The organism is Serratia marcescens, assembly GCF_001902635.1.
In the GTDB taxonomy this organism is placed as follows: domain Bacteria; phylum Pseudomonadota; class Gammaproteobacteria; order Enterobacterales; family Enterobacteriaceae; genus Serratia; species Serratia marcescens_F.
Window position 1 is genome coordinate 16211 of sequence record NZ_MJAO01000008.1, and the last position, 18149, is coordinate 34359.

Genomic DNA, 18149 nt, shown 5'->3' on the forward strand with positions numbered 1-18149 from the left:
TATATTTAAGGTTTTTATATGGTTAACGTGGTGAGAAACAAGCAACAACAGCGTATTCAAAGAAGCGTTTTGTTATTTTTGGCAGTATTCGGCTTACTGTCGTTTCAGGGTGTTGAGGCCAAAGAATGGGTCAAGGTGAGCTGCCCGGGCAATGTCTGCTCGGGAAGTAAAATGTATACACTGGGGACGATCGAAAGCGGTGCCACAACGAAGATTGACCTGCGTACAGAAAAACCATATGGCGCATCGATTGCCTACTATGTCTGTCCGTTTAAGAATGGCAGTCCGGTTGGGGGAATCGAAAATTGCACGATCGGACCGGCAAGCAATACATATCAGTTCACTTCCGACGAAATTCAGCATAATAATTTTACTTTTGACAATCTGGTGACGAGAATTGGCGGTGCTTCCCCCTTTACATCGAGTGGAGAAGCGCCCACTTGGGCAGATTATACGAAACATGGTAGGCAAGCATGTGGAACATTGGTGGCGATTCTGCGTACCTACGGTACGACGGGTTCCATTATTCCCTGGAACACACAGAGTGGAGTTTTTCCAAATCCGACTACTTGCGATACGTTCATACCTATCCCGCCCCCTCCAGCCCCCTGCACCGTCGCTGGAGGAGCGCCCATGGTGGTGAAGTTGGGCGAGATTGACAGAAACAGCATAGGCACGGAGCCCGGCAAGGCAAGCCCGGTGTGGCCGTTGACCATTCAATGTCAGGATATGACCCCTCATGATTTTATGATACGCCTCAGCATGACGCCCACCTCTTGGGCGAATGATCAGGTCGCGACCTCGAATCAGGCCTTGGGCGTGAATATTCGGGAAGATGGGAGCCCGCTGAGTAATAACGATACCTTTTCTCTCCCCGTCACGGGGTCGGCATCCAAACCGCTGACCTTCTATGTGCTAAAAAATCCGGCCGTTGCCAACAAGGCTATCCCGACCGGGGATTTCACGGCAGCGGCGACGCTGATCGTCACTGAACAATAATTTTTTGATAGTGGAGTGTACGGTTAGGCGGGATAATGTCGCCGTCTTCACTCCATATTGTATGACGAGTCATCCATGTCTTTAATGATGCGGCCTAAGCAGGCCCTTTATACCCTAATCGACGCGTTGGCGCCCTACGCTCAGGAAATTGATGAAATTATCGCCGCAGGCGTGACGGATGGGTTTATCCTGCGTAATGACAAGGAATACGCCAATATCTATTTGCTGCAGGCCGGCTACGTGAATATCCGGCGTGAGCCAGACGGACTGGTCGTTGCCACGGCTTTTGCACCCGATGTGATAGGGTTGGCGCATTATCCCGGGGTGGAGGCACATTTCTATTTTGAACTGGGGCCGCATTGTACGTTGCTCTCTGTTGCCAGAACGAAAGCCGTTGCCCAGGTGAACAGGCATGATCTCCACCGGGAAATGATGCAGGTCATTTCTTTCAAGATGGCGTTTCTCTATGAGCGGGATCGGGCTATCCAGCAGAGTAATGCCAATGACATTGTGTTGAGCATGTTGAAGCGTTTTGCACTGATACCGAGAGAGTTCAGGGATACGATCACCGTTTCACGGTTTATTGAACAGCGAACCACCCTGTCCAGAAGCAGTATTCAACGTGTGTTGTCGCGGCTGCGGCAGGAAAGCGTCATTACCTTACAAGAGGGGTTTCTGGTTGATACGGTGTTGCCGAGCACCAGGAAATATTCGATCAGCGAGTAAGGTAAATCCAGGTTGCGGATACCGCAACCTGGCTGAAATGGGGCACCGTATCAGGCCCCTTCAAAGTGATATTTCATATCGGTATCGTGGGTAAGTTTAGTGAAGACCTGATTCGTCAATGTATCGGTCAATGTCAGGGCGTCTTGCATCGTTTGATCTTCAAACTGTTGTAACAAAGCTTGCGCCTGTTTCGGCTGTGATTGATACAGTTTTAAATAGGTTTGTTCCATAGTGTGTTGGCGCTGCGCGGTTTGCTGTTCAAACGCGTGGTAGGCGCGCTGAACATCCGGTGCATAGGCATTGTAGTTTTGCATGACCAGGGTCTGTAACTTGCGATATTTCCAGTTAACCGAGTCGCCGCTCGCACGATCGGTTCCTTTTTCATAACCCGGCAAGTAATGCGCGATCCCTTGATAATAAGGCAGATAAACGCTGAGATCAGACATGCCGTAAGCCACATATTCCACTTCGCCAATGGCCTGAGGTAAACCAGGCCGCACCTGCAGGATATGCGATTCCTGCGTACGGAAGACGGAGACCGGACGATAAGGTTCTTTTGGATTATTGTTGGCATACGGATCGTGCCCGGTGCCCTGATAGTGGTTGCGCAACGCCTGTTCAACGCCAGCGATTGTCACCTTACTGGCCGGTGGCAGGAATTCCGGGAAAGCCTTGCCGTCATCGATAGTGGTCGTGAGATGTGGGCTAAACATATGTTGTAACGTCCACACGCGGGGATAGTTATAAACCACGTCGTTGGCCAGATCCTGCGAATAGGCCTTATGGAAGTCAAATGCTCCGTCCTGAGGATGATATAAGTGATGTTGTAAGGCAAAGGCAATCAGCGTCGGTGAAGCCATATAATTGGCGCTGTCTTTGGGGTCATAATGGCGCAGACGCCCCTGATTAGCGCTGATGAGCATCATATTTGCCGGCAGGCGAACGGCTATCCACTGGTGACCGCTGCCGGTTTCCAGGTACCACACTTCATGCTGATCGACGAAGGCTACGCCAAACCCTTCACCGGCCCCCTTTTGTTCGATAATCTTGCCCAATAATTCCGCCCCTTCACGGGCGCTGTGGATCTGCGGCAATAACACGGTTTGAATAGCATCTTCGGTGATCCCGGTTTTTTCAACGTACGGGTCGACCTTTAACGCCTGTTGGCCATTGTAGATGGTCTCTGTTGCGCTGATGCCCACACCCACCGAATTAAAGCCGGCTTCACCGGTGGACTTGTCGTGAGTATCAAAGTCATGAATGGCGGTATAGCGTAAGGCATCCTGTGGTAAAGGCCAGGTGAAGTCATTACTGTGCGCTTTGAATTCACCGGTCTGATTATGTACGGCAGGATGGATTAGCATATGTTTAGCATTGTTCGCCGAATAATCTTCGTTGCGAGCGATAATAAATGAACCGTCATTTGTCGCCTGATTTCCGACCAGAATAGTCGTGCAGGCTTGTGCTTGACCCATAATCAATAATGTGAGCGTTGATACGATAAATGACTTTTTCATGACTGTTCCAAATTTATTTGTATGATGATTGTGTTGTATAACTTTATGTCATTCTGGTGTGGGTTGCCAAATAACAAATGGGAGAGTGTGTTATTATTTGTAAGAAGAATTTTGTTATTTACATTAGTTTAATGAATCAAGAATTAAACGTTACGTTAACATCCTATTGCTAGCGAGGTTTTTAGGCCGGGAAAGGTAATTTAATGGGTGCTTCACGATTTTAGCCACCAGGAGGCGGTGGCGTATTTATTAATCCAGTAACTGATTTATTCTTTCTAATCTCCCATCAGTTATCTCTATGAGCCCGCGCTTTTTAAGCTGAAAAAGTACGCGCTGAATGCTGCTGCGGGAAAGCACCGTCCTTTGCTCTATATATTTTATCGCAGAGATATGTTCTCTGAAGTATTGAGGCAGGCTCATCAACCGCGTTAGCATCCTGCAAACAACCTCATGTGGGCGATGATGCAGTATGTCACGGTCTCTGGCGTAAAGAAAGGCCATCTTATAGGCGGCAATGTTTGTCCACTCGCGTTGTAAGTCGTATTTTTTCACCGCATTGAGAGCATGTACTCTGGGCAGCTGGCGCAACGAGCTGTGTGGCCCCAGCTCAATAGTATAAAATATCTCTGAGCCAGGATAAAATGATAAACCCAATATATATGGGGCGAACACCGTAGCCATGATTAAGCCATCGTCCACTCTTCTGAGATTGGCATAACCGCAGTCAAGCAAGAATATTTTTGCAAACTCTGTGTCATTAACGGCGGTGAGCCCTGCTGTTGATTTCCCTTGTTCGAACGGTGCGACTTTCTCTGACAGCGGTGCCAGTTTTTCAACTAACTTCAGAAAGGCATTCTCTGGTTTTTTCAACCCGCTCATGCGTTGACTTTTTCTCTATTAATGGCGATTTTTTTGGCACCCCAAGTAAGTGCGTTGGCTGTTATTTAAGCCATGTAGATGGAGGCGGTCATTATTGCAGTCCAAAAAAGGGTAAAAAAGAGTATGATTGCCAACCACGTATTACGGTGAGAAAGGTGTTTTTCCCAGGTTGTTACCGGAGGGTGTTCACACCCTTTGTCATTATTATTTTTTGACGGAGGACGATGGTATCTTCGAGGTTCATGTTTAGTGGATATGACCATTCGTATTTGCCTTAAATGTGAGCTTTGGTATAGAGCTATCCAATATTGTCGATATCATCAAACAATGCCTGTTGGCCCGGAATGGGAATATATTAAGAATATTCTTTATAGTGAATGTTTGTGTTTTGAAAATTGTGTTTTTATATTGAATAATCTGCTTTTACATGCGCAAATTAAGTCGCAATGACTGATTTTTTGATTTTTTCATTGGTAATTCGCTGTTTTAGCCGGCCTGTCGCCTGGTGGATAACTGCCGGTTGTTGTTGGTGTTTTGTTAATGACAGTCTCATTTGGTGGCGAAGGCGCGCAGATGGAAGCACGGAAGTTCTGAAAGATCATCTTGTCATCACAGGTTGAACATTTCGATGGTGCTGACGTAGAACTCCAGGTATGGACCTCATTAGCCCTATTTCCTGAAAAAGGGCTTCTTACTATGGACATGGGAACTCAAAGCTTGCATCTCGGAATACCTGGCCTAACTGCATATCCATGGCAGATCTTCTTTCCTTTACATCGACGAAGCCTTTTTGCGGTTGGGCGGTGTGGCGCACTGCGAAGCGCTGGAACCGTTCGGCTGCAGGGTGCGCGATCGCATTCGGCGCGAGCTGCATTTAACGGTCGGGGTCGGCATTGCACCGAGTAAAACGCTGGCCAAACTGGCCAACTTCGCGGCCAAGAAATGGCGCGGCACCGGCGGCGTGGTGGATTTATCCGATCCGGCGCGGCAGCGCAAGCTGCTGGCGTTGATCCCGGTGGAAGAGGTGTGGGGCGTGGGCCGCCGCATGACCCGCCAGCTGCAGGCGATGGGTATTCACACCGCGCTGCAGCTGGCGGACTGCGATACCCGACTGGCGCGTAAAACCTTCAGCGTGGTGCTGGAGCGCACGATACGTGAGCTGCGCGGTGAATCGTGCCTGCAGTGGGAAGATGAGGCGGCGGCCAAAGAGCAGATCATCTGTTCCCGCTCGTTTGGCCAACGGTTGACGCACTATCCGCACATGCGCGAGGCAATCTGCAGCTACGCCGAGCGCGCCGCCGAAAAGTTGCGGCAGGAAAAACGCTACTGCCGCAACGTGTCGGTGTTTATCAAAACCAGCCCGCATTCGGCGGGCGAGGGGTATTACAGCAATATGGGCACCGCCCGGCTGCAAACGCCGAGCAACGACAGCCGCGACATCATCGCCATGGCGGTGCGCGCGCTGGAGAGCATTTGGCAGGAAGGGCGGCGTTACCTGAAGGGGGGCGTGGTGCTGGGGGATTTCAGCGCCGCCGCCATGGCGCAGATCGACCTGTTCGACGACTGCCCACCGCGCCGCAACAGCGAACGGCTGATGGCGACCCTCGATCGCCTGAACCAGGAGGGGCGCGGGCGCGTGTGGTTCGCCGGGCAGGGGATCGTCAAGCCGTGGCAAATGAAGCGCGAAATGCTGTCGCCGGCCTACACCACCCGGCTGGCGGATATCCCGCGGGTGCGGCTGGGGGAGCGAGTAGAACCGAAGGAAGAAAAACGCCGCGGGTAAATCAGCAACCCGGTGTGGTCTTTTTGCAGCAGCTTGTCCCAGCCGCTGCCCCACAACACCGGCCAGCCGGCGGCTTTGAAGGTGCCTTCCAGCTTCTTCACACTACCGGCGCTACCGTCAGCAGCAAATTGGCGAAGCGGCGCTGTTCACCGGAGGCGATCACCAACAGCGTCCGATCCGACTTGGCCGCCGCGTAAAACGCCTCTCGCGGCAGGTGCTCGACCGGGCAATGTTCCGGCAGCAGCTGCCGGTATTCGGCTTCAATGGTGTTGGTGAAGTCCGGCGGGCAGGCCATCAGCGTGGCGCTTTCCACGTTGATGCAGGCCAGCAGTTTTTCCAGGATCGGCGGGGCGGCGAGCGTGCCGGGCGCCAGGTTCAGATAGATTACGGTGGCGTCTTTCGGCGCGTGCGTCATGCAGGCGTAGTTGCCGTCGGCGATCAGCACCTGGGTTTTATGCCCGCATTGCGCCAGTGCGGCGAGCAGCGGTGGGTGGGTGATGGCAGATTTGATCATAAAGCGGTTCCTGAATGGGCGGGCGGCAGCCGTGTCGCCCGCAGCTGAATTACATGCGGTAGATGCCGCCGTTGATGTCGAGGGTGGCGCCGGAAATGAAGCCGTCGTATTCCGCCGCCAGGAAGGCGATGGCGCGCGCCACGTCGTCCGGCGTGCCCGCGCGGCCCAGCGGGATGGCGCGAACGGTTTCCTCCGCCGATTCTTGGGTGGTGTGGCGATTATGGAAGCGGGTGCCGAGGATCAGGCCGGGCGCCACCGCATTCACCCGAATACCGTGTTCGCCCAGCTCTGCCGCCAGCGAGCGTGTCCAGGTGAGTACCGCGCCCTTGGTGGCGGAATAGACCAGCGAGCCGGAGTGCCCACCAGCGCGGCCGGCCTGTGAGGCCAGGTTGACGATGCTGGCGCCGTTTGCCGCCGCCTTCAGAAACGGCAGCGCGCTCTGGGTAACGTTCAGCATGGTGGTCATGTTCACGTCGATCACGGTTTGCCAAAAGGCGCGGTCGATCTCGCCCAACCATTTGCGCCCGACGATGCCGCCGACGTTATTGACCAGAATATCGATACCGCCGAGAAACTCGGCGCCGGCCGAGACGCAGCGCAGCGTTTCGTCGCTATCGATGAGATCGGCGTAGCCGTAAGCGGCCTTTTGCCCCAGAGAATGGGCCAGCGCCACCAGCGCCTTGGGGCCGCTTTCGTCGCTGTGATAGTGAAAATAGATGTCGCAACCGGCCTTGATCAGCCGCTCAGCGGTGGCGCGGCCGATGCCCTGTTCCGCCCCGGTGATAAAGACCTTTTTACCCGCAAGATCGCCCATGATTGACTCCTTCTTGGTTCGTTAAGAATTGATGACGCCTTCACGCTGTTTCGCGCAGTAGAAAATGCAGATCAACCCGGTTGCCAGCAGGCACGAGGCCAGGAAAAACAGCCCCGGCGCGCTGCTGCCGGTCAGATCGTTCAGCACGCCCACCGCATAGGGGGCGACGAAGCCGCCGATATTGCCGATGCAGCTGACCACCGCCAGCCCGGCGGCCGCGGCCGCGCCGGTGGAAATGTTGGCGGGCATGGATAAAAACGGCGGCACGGCGGTGTAGATGCCGATGGCGGCGATACACAGGAACGACAGCGCGACAAGCGGGTCGTATTTAAAAAACGTTACTGCCCCCATTAGGCCGATAGCGGCGACCACCATGCTGATGCCGGCGAACACGCCGAGTTTTTTGGTTTTGCTGGCCCACAGGCTCCACGGATACACCAGCAGCGCGGCCAGGCCATAGGGAATGAGCGCCAGCAGGCTGACACGGAAGATATCGCTGCCGGAAAGGGCGGTAATGATCGACGGCAGCCAGGTGCCGAAGCCATAAATGCCGCATACCATGCCGAAGTTGAGCAGCGCGTAGAGCAGGTATTTCTTGTTTTTAATCCCTTTCAGGAAGTCGGCCAGCGTGATTTTAGAGCCGGATTTGGAACGGCCGGCGTTGCTCATCAACCAGGCTTTTTCTTCCACGTTCAGATAGCCGACGTCCTTGGGCGAGTTCTTGATCAGGAACGGGATCAGCAGGCCGATGACGATCGGCGGCAGCCCTTCGAGAATAAACAGCAGCTGCCAGGGGGCGAACCCGAACCAGTCATGCTGAATATTGAGAATAAAGCCGGAAATCGGCGAGCCGACGGCGTTGGACAGCGGCTGGACGATGATAAACATACCGAGAATTTTGGTGCGGTATTTTTCCGGGAAGAAGACCGTGAAGTAATACACCACCGAGGGAAAGAAACCGGCTTCGCACACGCCCAGCATAAAACGGCAGATATACAGCTCCAGCGGCGTACGTACAAAACCGAGCAGGGTGGCGAAGATGCCCCAGGAAATTAATATTCGGGCGAACCAGATACGCGGGCCGAATTTAATGGTGCCGGCGTTGCTGGGTATTTCAAACAGAAAATACCCGATAAAGAAAATCCCGGAGGCGAAGCCGAAGGCCGAGGCGGTCAGGCCCAGGTTATCCTCCAGCGCCTTGGCGGCGTAGGCCATGTTATTGCGATCGAGAAAGGCCAGGAAATACAATAAGATCATGAGTGGGACAATATGCAGCGTCAACTTCCTGATAGCGCTGCGTTCAATATCCTGTGGCTTGCTTCTTTTCATCTTGATATTTCCAATGTGGTTAATCGGAATAATAGAGGCCCGGCTCATTACCCTGAGCTGAACGTTAAATAGCGAAATGACACTCATTAATTAGGTCGCGGGCATCCCTTAAGCGCGACGGCCTATTCCTCTGATTTTGGCTGACACCGATCCGGACGATGCCGCCTGCGCATCGTCTGGGGAAGACGTTTTTATTTCGTTAGTCGGCGGGTTTGACCGATCGCCGGCTGATGACCGTCGGCGAGAAGAGAAACTCGCCGGGCGGTTGCGAATCATTGTTGATGCGGCCGATCAGGCGCTCGACCATCAGCTGAGCCATCTCGGCCAGCGGCGGCCTGACTGACGTCAGCCCCGGCTCGGCCAGGCCGGCAAGTGCGATATTGTCGATGCCGATCACCGAGATGTCTGCGGGTACCTGGACGCCGGCGGCGCGCAAGCCCACCATCAGCCCGATGCCCAGCGCGTCGTTAATCGCCACGATGCCGTCCGGGCGCGGCGTCAACGCGAGAATGCGCGGTGCCAGCGTCAGCCCCAGTTCGAACATTTCCGTGTCGCCGTAGGCGCTGTTGGCTTTGCCTTCGATCACCCGCTGGCGTTCGCTCAGGCTATGCCCCAGCGCGCTCAGAAAACCGTCTATCTTGTGGCTGCGCCCGACGGTGAGCGTCGCTTCGGTGGCGAACACGATATGCCGGCAGCCGCGTTCGAGCAGGTGCTGCGCGGCCAGGCGCCCGGCAGCGATATTGTCCATCGACACGCTGTCGAACAGCCGGGTATCGGTGGCCGCCTGTTCGGGAAACGGATTGTCGTAGCTGACGATCTTCATGCCCCGCTCGGCGGCCCGGACAAAATGGGTCTGGCGAATGTCGCTCGCCGCCACGATGATGCCGCGCACGCCGTGCAGGAACATATCGTCGATAAACGCGGCTTCTTCCTGTTCCTGGCGGTAGGCGTTGCCGAGCAAGACGCGGTAGCGATAGGCCCGCGCCGCGCCGTCGACCGCATGCGCCAGCGCTGAAAAGCTCGGGTTGACGATCGACGGCAGCAGCAGGCCGATGATCTTCGCCTGCGGCGCGGGCGCCGCTCGGGCCGGCCGATAGTTCAGGGTCGCCATTGCCCGCTCGATGCGCTCACGGGTCTGCGCGCTCATCTGGTGGCTGCGATTATTCAACAGGTTCGACACGCTGCTGATGGAGACGCCGGCCAACCGCGCGACATCACGAATATTTGCCATTTGCCGATACCTTGCTGCCTGCCGTTAGCCTGCAATCTATAAGGGAAGCCGGCCGCAGGCAAGCTGCAACCGGGGCTCCGCGCGTATGGGATCGCGCATTTGTGAGAATCGTCAGGCGGCGGCGGTGTTGTTTACTAAACAGTAAGGTGGGGAGCAGGGGTTATGCCGAGATCGGGCAAACGTCCGGAGGCGCTTTGGCGGCTTGCCGGCGGAATTTCCCCGGCGTGATGCCGAAATGACGGGTGAAGGCTTTGTGCAGCGCCACCTCCGACGAATAGCCGGCCTGTTCGGCGATACGGGCCAGCGGCAACGCCTGGCGCGCCAGCAGCCGGGCCGCCAGCTGCATGCGGATGGTGGTGAGGGCCTGTAGCGGCGCTTGCTGCGTGACCTGACGAAAGACGCGGGCGAAGTTGGCGCGCGACATATGGGCCTGTTCGCTCAGCTCGATCAGCGTCCAGGGATGCTGCGGGCGGCGCAGCATCTGTTCGACCACGTTGCCCAGCTGAGGGTGCAGCAACGCGGCGACCAGATTGCCGCTTTGGTTAGGCTGCGCCAGCCAGGCGCGGATCGTCAGCGCAAACAACAGCGCCATGGTTTGGCTGACGATGGCGTTTTGCCCCTGGCCTTGCCGACTGAACTCATCGCTCAACAGTTGGCCGGTCGCCTGCACCAGCGCCAGGCGACCCTGTTGGCGGCTGTTGAACAGCAAACATTCCGGCAGGCTCGCCAGCAGCGGCGACGCGCTGTGGGGCAGGGTCTGCACGCCGCACAGCAGGTGTGTGGCGCTGTCAGTTGCTTCCGGCAGCAGGCGATGGGCGGAGTTGTGCGGCAAAAACAGCAGGCTGCCTTGCTCCAGCCGCATCGGCCGCCCGCCGGGGATCTCCAGCCGGCAACGGCCCGCCAGCACCATATGCCAGCGGATCTGGCTCCACTCCCCGGCGGCGTGCGCAGAGCGCCACTCGCCGCTGAAATGGCAATCGCGTGCCACATAGCCGTGCATGTCGTGAAGCATCAACAGTTGGCTGAGCGGATCCATTTTGAGACTCCTGGCTAAGAAGCTGATTGTTTCGGCAATGGGCCGGCGTAATGCGAAATAGTAAGATCGGTGCGATAGACGGCGGTATGGCGGGCGCCGCTGCGATACATGAGTTATCAAGGATATGGAGCCGGTAATGAAAATACTATTCTTTCTGAGTCAGGGCGACAAGCCGCAATACGCCGCTTGACCGGCGATGAACATCACGAGACGAGGCGACACAATGTACGATTATCAGGCGATTATTATCGGTTTTGGCAAGGCTGGCAAAACGCTGGCGGCCTTTCTGGCCGGTCAGGGATGGCGCGTGGCGATGGTAGAGGCGTCGGCGCAGATGTATGGCGGCACCTGCATCAACATCGGCTGCATCCCGACCAAAACGCTGGTGCACGACGCCGAGCTTTACGGCCCGGGCGAACAGGCGTTCAGCCAGGCGATGGCGCGCAAGCGGCAGGTGACCGACCTGCTGCGGGAGAAAAACTACCAAAACCTGGCGGGGCTTGAACGAGTCACGGTGATTGACGGGCGGGCGGCGTTCGTCGATCCGCACCGCATCAGCGTGCAGGGCGCGGCGGGAATGCAGGTGCTGAGCGGTGAACGCATTTTCATCAACACCGGTGCGACCAGCCGCCGACCGGCTATCGACGGGTTGGAGCGCTCGCAGCGGAGCTATGACAGCACCGGTCTGCTGCAGTTGACGCAGCGGCCCGCGCGGCTGGGCATTATCGGCGGCGGCTATATCGGGCTGGAATTCGCCTCGATGTTCGCGCAGTTCGGCAGCGCCGTGACGGTATTCGAAGAGGCGGGCGCGTTGCTGGGGCGTGAAGATCGCGATATGGCGCAGACGATACAACAAATTCTGAGCGACGCCGGGGTAAGTTTCATGTTCAACGCCGGCGTGAAGCAGGTGCGTGATGTGGAAGGCGGCGTCGAGGTGGTACATCAGGGCGGCGTACAGCGGTTCGATGCGCTGCTGGTGGCGGCGGGGCGCGCGCCGAACACCGCCGGTTTGCAGCTGGCGCGCGCCGGCGTTGAGACGGATGAACGCGGCGCAGTGCGGGTGGACGCGCAGCTGCGCAGCAGCGTGCCGCATATCTGGGCGCTGGGGGACGTCAATGGCGGGCCGCAGTTTACCTATATCTCGCTGGATGATTTCCGCATTGTGCGTGACGGCCTGTTCGGCGCGGGCAAACGCAGCACGGCCGATCGCGGTGCGGTGCCTTACTCGGTGTTTATCACCCCGAGCTTCTCGCGCATTGGCCTCAGCGAAGAGCAGGCCCGGCAGCAGGGGCGCGACATCAAGGTCGCTACGTTGCCGGCGGCGGCGATCCCGCGCGCCCGCGTGCTGGGCGACACGCGCGGCCTGCTGAAGGCGGTGGTCGATGCACAGACCGGTCAGATCCTCGGTGTGGCGCTGCTGTGCCGTGACGCCCACGAGATGATTAACATCGTCAAAACGGCGATGGACGCCGGGCTGCCTTATACCCGGCTGCGCGACCAGCTGTTCACCCACCCGACCATGAGCGAGTCGCTTAACGATCTGTTTGGGTTGATAGGGTAAAGCAGAGCGAGAGGTGCTTCGCAGATGAGTGAGATCTGCGAAGCACCTCTCGTTTATCGTCCTTCGCAGAGGCGGGTTCTGTACTATTGTTTTCTCTTTGCGGCACGTTCCAGGCCGACTTGGCGCTGGGCGCAACGGGGATCACAGATGAACAAACGGGAATTAGAAAGCGCGATTGTCACCGATTTTTCCAAACGCATGAGCTATGGCGACTACCTGTGCCTGGATCAACTGCTGGACTGCCAGCACCCGCTCTCCAACCCGCCGCATCATGACGAAATGCTGTTCGTGATTCAGCACCAAACCTCCGAGCTGTGGATGAAGCTGATGCTGCACGAGCTGCAGGCGGCGCTGCGGCTGGTGCAGCAGGACAAACTCAGCCACTGCTTCAAAATCCTCGCGCGCGTCAAACAGATCCAGCGGCTGTTGTTCGAACAGTGGGCGGTGCTGGAAACGCTGACGCCGTCGGAATACGTCGAGTTTCGCGATGTGCTGGGCAGCTCTTCGGGCTTCCAGTCCCACCAGTATCGGTCGATCGAGTTCCTGCTCGGCAACAAGAATGCGGCCATGCTGGCGGTATTCAGCAACGATGCGGAAAAGCACGCCGCGCTGAAGGCGATCCTCGAAGCGCCGAGCTTATACGACGAATATTTGCTGTACCTGGCGCGCCACGGTCTGCCGATCCCGCAGGAGTGCCTTGAGCGCGATTGGACGCAGCCTTACCAGCGCAACCCGGATCTGCTGCCGGCGTTCAAGGTGATCTACGACAACCCGCAGACCTACTGGGAAGCCTATGAAATGGCGGAGAAGTTGGTGGATATCGAAGAGAGTTTCCAACTGTGGCGCTTCCGCCATATGAAAACGGTGGAGCGGATTATCGGCTTTAAGTCGGGTACCGGCGGTTCCAGCGGCGTCAGCTTCCTGAAAAAGGCATTGGACCTGACCTTTTTCCCCGAACTGCTGGACGTACGTACCCAAATCGGTGCCTGAGATAACGAGCGAGGGAAAGGGCGATGAGCGTGAAGATTATCGATAAAGCGGCGGAGAACGTGGTGGGGGTGCGGGTGGTGGGGCCGTATCCGCAGACCATTCCGCAGGGTTCACAGCGGTTGCTGGAGTGGCGGCAGCGCCACGGCGTGCCGTTCGGCAAATGGCTGGTGCTGTATTGGGACGATCCGGCTGAGGTGGCGCCGGAAAAGCTGCGTGCCGACGTGGTGCTTACCGTAGCGGACGATTTCACCTTGCCGCCGGGTAGCGAGGGGCTAACCGTTCAGACGCTGCCCGCCGGGCAGTATGCGGTCTATCATGTGCGCATCAGCGATGGCGACTTCGCACGGGTGTGGAGCGATTTCTATCAGAAGCTGTTGCCGGCCAGCGGCTACCAACCGGTTGAGGGCGTGAGCTATGAGCATTACCTCAACGACTGCGAAGCCGACGGTTATTTCGACCTCGATATTTACCAGACGGTGAAGAAGTGGTGAGGCCGTCAGCGGTGCGGCGGGAATAGCATAACGGTTTTCCGTGCGCCGTCAGGCGGTCTTCTCATCCCCCTGCCTGCCATTGTGCAGCGATTCCTCTGGATATCGGCGAGCAGCCAGGCTGCTCACTCAACAACCAGCCGTTTTCGGTTTCATCGACATCCGGCGATGTCATAACGGATGCTGAAAACGATGCGGCGTCCCGGGCGGGCCACCGCCATCAAGGTGGGAAAATGGATTCTCAGGAGGGCAGCGCGTTGTCCTTGCCGCTTATACCCCGAACTAACAGTACGCAGGTGACGGACAGCGCTGCGGCGATCGCTTTGGCGATAAATTGGTCGGTGCTTTCCAGGTGGTAGGGCGCAAAGAAACCGATGATGGAGGCGCCCAGAATCAGCAACGCAGCGAGCAGCGCGAAACAACAGAGCTCCACTACCAACGTCAGTTTGTCGGGCACCGCCGCGCCCAGGTAAACCATCAAAAAGCCGGGCAGCGTCAAGAAGCCGATCAGTTCTGCGGGGGCGTTCACCGCGGATATCACTTGCTGGTTGTATTTCAGGAGCGCCAGCATCAGCACGACAAAGGCCAACAATCGCACGAGCAATGTCGCGGGCTTGTCCGCCGGTAAAATCGTCTTGCAAATCGCGGCAACCAACACACCGCCAATCAGGACGCCAAAGAGGGTAAACAGGAGTTGTCCCCAAAGACTATCTTGTGTCGAAAAGGCAATAAATTCGCCCATTGTGACATTTCCTTATGCAAGGTGATTAGCGGCCTGATGGACAGTCTGTCGTTTTCAGGCCTGGGTATTCCGCTATGGCCGCAGGGTGTTTCCTGCCTCGGGCGTTGATTGGCTGTCCCGGCTGCGCGGTTGATGACTCGAGCCGGCCGGCCAGTTTTTCACCCGTAAGGCGCCTGCACGGTGGCTGACCGATGGGCAACGGCGCATGCGAAATGTTAAGGCTGACGATGACACCCCCCATATTAGGCATCGCTACCGCACGAGAATTGACGCGCGAACCCAATGGCGTTTCTGTCACGAGTTGAGACAGGGGGGGGCGTAAAACTTAACAAATTTTACACAAAATCGCGATTTGCGCAGTCTACAACAGCGCCGAGCATTTGCAAAATAGCCTTTTCAACAGAGGTTAATTCATTTTCTTTCTGGTGAGTTTTGTTTTTTTTCATTTAAATCATCATGATGTGTGTATTTTGTTTTTTGCCTCAAGGTTTGGGAAGATTGGTATTGCCAAGAAACAAAAATATAACACTTAAGTTAAGTTGTTTATAAGACAACTCTTTTTTTTGCCAAAAAAAGTCACAAATTGTTTTTTATCCTTACCTCTCGCCAGCGAAAGATGACCGAATATATAAATTTATCGAATGTAATTTCGGGTGGTTCTTATTGAATGGGCGCGAAAGGGCCCGCGTGCGGGCCTTTGGCTGTGGGGTGAGCGGGTCAAAATGTCGCGAATGGCGAGGTTAACGCGGGCAGGGCGCGAGGGAGAGCTGGCCGATGAGGTCGCATAGCCAGATCAACGCCGGGTCGCGTTGCGCATGTCGGCCGGCAACCAGTTCGATAGGAAAAGGCGCGATGGCCAACTCGTCAGGCAATGGGAGAAATTGCACTCGCTGCCTATCGGCGAAACGGTGGGCCACGCTGGCGGCCAAGGTGGCGATCAGATCGCTGTCGGCGACCACGGCCGGCAGGGCGACAATATGCGAAAAGGTCGCAGCGACGCGCCGCTGGCCGCCGATTTCAGCCAGGCGTCGGTCGACCAGTCCTCTGGCGGAGCCGTCGTCAGCCGGCGCGTACAGCCCATGCGGCAGGCTGAGGTAGCGCGCCAAATCCCAACGGCCATCCGCCAGTTGCGGATGTGAACGGCTGGCGATACACACCAGATGTTCTTCAAACAGCGGGCGCACGTAGTGGCTTTCCGCTGCGGAAAGGTGTCCACCCAGCGCGATATCTATCTCGCCGCGATCCAGCTGTTGGTGAATATGGTGGCGGTCCAAACGCGAAACGCGGATATCAATGCCGGGCGCTGCCTGACGCAGCCGGCTGATGATGGTGGGCAGCAGCAAGATATCGGCATAGTCGCCGGTCGCCAATGTAAAACGCCGCCGGCCGGCGGTGGCCGGGTCGAAACGGGCGGGGGGCGCCAGCGCCAGGCGGATCTGTTCGAGCACCTGCTGTATCTGCGGCATCAATTGGTGGGCACGCGGAGTGGGCGCCATGCCGCTGCCGCTGCGCACAAACAGCGGATCGTCCAACAGGATGCGCAACCGCGCCAACGCGTTGCTGACGGAGGGTTGGGCACGATTGAGGTGCCGGCCTGCGGCGGTGACGTTCCGCGTCAGGTACAACGCTTCGAACACCACCAACAAATTGAGATCGACGCTGCCTAAATTCATATTATGAATACTCTATATACAGATAATCCATTTCCAGAATCATACTGCGTTCTCTAGGCTGGTATCACACGAATTTAGCCATTAATCAGGGGATAATAATGAACACAGTGTTGATCACCGGCATTGAGCCGTTTGATGGGGATGCGGTGAATCCTTCCTGGCAGGTCGCGCAGGCGTTGGCCGGTGAGCATATCGCCGGCGCGGAGATCGCGGTGCTCGAACTGCCCTGCATATTGGGCGTGGCCAATCGGCAGCTTATTGCGGCGATAGAGGCGCTGCAGCCGCGGGCGGTGATCTGTCTGGGGCTGGCCGGCGGCCGGGCCGAGATATCGCTGGAGCGGGTGGCGATCAATCTGATCGATGCCCGCATTCCCGACAATGCCGGCAAACAGCCGATCGATGTGCCGGTGGTTGCCGGCGGACCGGTGGGGTATTTCAGCACGCTGCCCGTCAAGGCCGCGGTGCAGCAGCTGCGCCGCCAAGGGATCCCGGCAGCGGTGTCTTACACGGCGGGCACCTATAACTGCAACCATATTTTTTACGGTCTGCGTCACTACCTGGAGACACATCTACCCGAAGTCAGAGGCGGATTCGTGCATATTCCGTACAGCCATGCGTTGGCGGCGGCGCACCCCGGCAGGCCGAGTATGGCGCTGGCGACGATGATTGAAGCGGTGCGCGTTATCGCGCAGGTAACGCTGACGGTAGAGGACGATGTGCGTTTCGGCGATGGCGCCGTACATTGAAAGACAGGGCGTGGTGCAGCACGCCCTGACGTGGGCTACTCGTCCGCGACGCGGATCACCAGTTTGCCGAAGTTTTTCCCCTGCAGCAGACCGATAAACGCCTGTGGCGCCTGTTCCAACCCGTCGACGATGTCCTCGCGGAATTTTATTTTGCCCTCTTCGACCCATTTGCTCATTTGCTGCAGAAATTCGTCGAAGCGTGAGCCGTAGTCATCAAAGATGATGAAACCTTGCATGCGGATGCGTTTGCGCAGGATCAGCCCTTCCAGCAGCGGCAAACGGTCTGGCCCGGCGGGCAATCCAGTGGCGTTGTAATGGGCGATAATGCCGCAAACCGGAATGCGCGCCTTGACGTTCAACAGCGGCAATACCGCGTCGAACACCGCACCGCCGACGTTCTCATAATAGATGTCGATGCCCTGCGGGCAGGCGGCGGCCAATTGCGCGGCAAAATCGGCGGCGTGGTGGTCGATACAGGCGTCGAAACCTAACTCGTCCACCACATAGCGGCATTTTTCCGCACCGCCGGCGACGCCGACGACGCGGCAACCTTTCAACTTACCGATCTGGCCAACTACTGAACCGACCGCGCCGCTGGCGGCGGCAACGACCAGCGTTTCGCCCGCTTGCGGCCGGCCGATGTCCAGCAATCCCATGTAGGCGGTAAAGCCCGGCATGCCCAGCACGCCCAGCAGCCGGGAAGGGTGTGGCAGGTGCGGGCCGAGGTTGCGCAGGCCGTCGCCGTCGGACAGACCGTAGTCTTGCCAGCCGTCATAACCCAGCACCCAATCGCCGACGTTGAAATCGGGATGTTGCGAGGCCGCCACGCGCGATACCGTACCGCCGACCATCACGTCACCGATTTCCACCGGCGCTGCATAGGAAGGTGCATCGCTCATGCGGCCGCGCATATAAGGATCCAACGACAAATACACGGTGCGCAGCAACACCTGGCCGGCACCGGGCTGCGGTACATGGGTGGTCTCGAGACGGAAATTCGCCGCCGTCGGTTCGCCGTGCGGGCGCGAGGCTAGCAGGATGCGACGGTTCTGTTGAGAAGGGGACATCGAAAGCTCCTTTGCGTTGCGACAAACAAGGTCCGTTAAGCCTAGTCCACGGGC

General features: G+C 57.1%; 16 protein-coding genes and 1 pseudogene. 7 read left to right on the plus strand and 10 right to left on the minus strand.

All coding sequences use genetic code 11. From position 1 onward, the window contains the following. The first annotated feature begins 18 nt into the window (after nucleotides 1-18). Entirely contained in the window at nucleotides 19-999 is a 981-nt protein-coding gene (locus BHU62_RS09535) for a fimbrial protein (protein ID WP_073531697.1), read from the plus strand. 75 nt (nucleotides 1000-1074) lie between these two features. Beyond that, nucleotides 1075-1725 (plus strand): helix-turn-helix domain-containing protein, encoded by a 651-nt coding sequence (locus BHU62_RS09540; RefSeq protein WP_073531698.1) that lies wholly within the window; start codon nucleotides 1075-1077, stop codon nucleotides 1723-1725. A 50-nt stretch (nucleotides 1726-1775) separates the two neighbouring features. On the opposite strand, the gene BHU62_RS09545 is transcribed toward BHU62_RS09540, so the two are convergent. Then, on the minus strand, nucleotides 1776-3242 hold the full coding sequence (locus tag BHU62_RS09545; RefSeq protein ID WP_073531699.1) for a C69 family dipeptidase: 1467 nt from the start codon (nucleotides 3240-3242) through the stop codon (nucleotides 1776-1778). Nucleotides 3243-3491: 249 nt separating this feature from the next. After that, nucleotides 3492-4121, minus strand: a complete 630-nt coding sequence (locus BHU62_RS09550; protein ID WP_073531700.1) for a helix-turn-helix domain-containing protein — start codon at nucleotides 4119-4121, stop codon at nucleotides 3492-3494. 775 nt (nucleotides 4122-4896) lie between these two features. Between BHU62_RS09550 and umuC the strand changes: the two are divergent. After that, nucleotides 4897-5904, plus strand: a pseudogene (umuC, locus tag BHU62_RS09555) (translesion error-prone DNA polymerase V subunit UmuC); the annotation flags it as partial. Nucleotides 5905-6001: 97 nt separating this feature from the next. On the opposite strand, the gene BHU62_RS09560 reads toward umuC, so the two are convergent. The 5 genes from BHU62_RS09560 to BHU62_RS09585 form a co-directional block, all read right to left on the minus strand. After that, nucleotides 6002-6418 (minus strand): RbsD/FucU family protein, encoded by a 417-nt coding sequence (locus BHU62_RS09560; protein ID WP_073531701.1) that lies wholly within the window; start codon nucleotides 6416-6418, stop codon nucleotides 6002-6004. Nucleotides 6419-6467: 49 nt separating this feature from the next. After that, nucleotides 6468-7232, minus strand: coding sequence for an SDR family NAD(P)-dependent oxidoreductase (locus BHU62_RS09565; protein WP_073531702.1), 765 nt, complete (start codon nucleotides 7230-7232; stop codon nucleotides 6468-6470). A 21-nt stretch (nucleotides 7233-7253) separates the two neighbouring features. Next, on the minus strand, nucleotides 7254-8561 hold the full coding sequence (locus BHU62_RS09570; RefSeq protein WP_073531703.1) for an MFS transporter: 1308 nt from the start codon (nucleotides 8559-8561) through the stop codon (nucleotides 7254-7256). Between the two features lie 199 nt (nucleotides 8562-8760). Next, nucleotides 8761-9792: a LacI family DNA-binding transcriptional regulator gene (locus BHU62_RS09580; RefSeq protein WP_073531704.1), complete on the minus strand. Its 1032-nt coding sequence runs from the start codon at nucleotides 9790-9792 to the stop codon at nucleotides 8761-8763. A 160-nt stretch (nucleotides 9793-9952) separates the two neighbouring features. Further along, nucleotides 9953-10828, minus strand: coding sequence for a cupin domain-containing protein (locus BHU62_RS09585; protein WP_073531705.1), 876 nt, complete (start codon nucleotides 10826-10828; stop codon nucleotides 9953-9955). A 223-nt stretch (nucleotides 10829-11051) separates the two neighbouring features. Here BHU62_RS09585 and rclA point away from each other — a divergent pair, with 223 nt between their 5' ends. From rclA to sbmC, 3 genes are all read left to right on the plus strand, one after another. Continuing rightward, complete coding sequence (gene rclA, locus BHU62_RS09590) at nucleotides 11052-12389, plus strand: reactive chlorine resistance oxidoreductase RclA (protein WP_073531706.1); 1338 nt, start codon at nucleotides 11052-11054, stop codon at nucleotides 12387-12389. 147 nt (nucleotides 12390-12536) lie between these two features. Further along, nucleotides 12537-13379 (plus strand): tryptophan 2,3-dioxygenase, encoded by an 843-nt coding sequence (gene kynA, locus BHU62_RS09595; protein WP_073531707.1) that lies wholly within the window; start codon nucleotides 12537-12539, stop codon nucleotides 13377-13379. A gap of 23 nt (nucleotides 13380-13402) precedes the next feature. Then, complete coding sequence (gene sbmC / locus BHU62_RS09600; protein WP_073531708.1) at nucleotides 13403-13870, plus strand: DNA gyrase inhibitor SbmC; 468 nt, start codon at nucleotides 13403-13405, stop codon at nucleotides 13868-13870. Nucleotides 13871-14108: 238 nt separating this feature from the next. On the opposite strand, the gene BHU62_RS09605 is transcribed toward sbmC, so the two are convergent. After that, nucleotides 14109-14609 carry a hypothetical protein gene (locus tag BHU62_RS09605; protein WP_073531709.1) on the minus strand — a complete coding sequence of 167 codons (501 nt, stop codon included), beginning with the start codon at nucleotides 14607-14609 and terminating at the stop codon, nucleotides 14109-14111. Between the two features lie 740 nt (nucleotides 14610-15349). Further along, nucleotides 15350-16282 carry a LysR family transcriptional regulator gene (locus tag BHU62_RS09610; protein ID WP_073531710.1) on the minus strand — a complete coding sequence of 311 codons (933 nt, stop codon included), beginning with the start codon at nucleotides 16280-16282 and terminating at the stop codon, nucleotides 15350-15352. A gap of 98 nt (nucleotides 16283-16380) precedes the next feature. Here BHU62_RS09610 and pcp point away from each other — a divergent pair, with 98 nt between their 5' ends. Beyond that, complete coding sequence (gene pcp / locus BHU62_RS09615; RefSeq protein WP_073531711.1) at nucleotides 16381-17028, plus strand: pyroglutamyl-peptidase I; 648 nt, start codon at nucleotides 16381-16383, stop codon at nucleotides 17026-17028. A 35-nt stretch (nucleotides 17029-17063) separates the two neighbouring features. Here the strand turns inward: pcp and BHU62_RS09620 are convergent, their stop codons facing one another. Next, nucleotides 17064-18095, minus strand: coding sequence for an NADP-dependent oxidoreductase (locus tag BHU62_RS09620; RefSeq protein ID WP_073531712.1), 1032 nt, complete (start codon nucleotides 18093-18095; stop codon nucleotides 17064-17066). Nucleotides 18096-18149 lie beyond the last annotated feature (54 nt).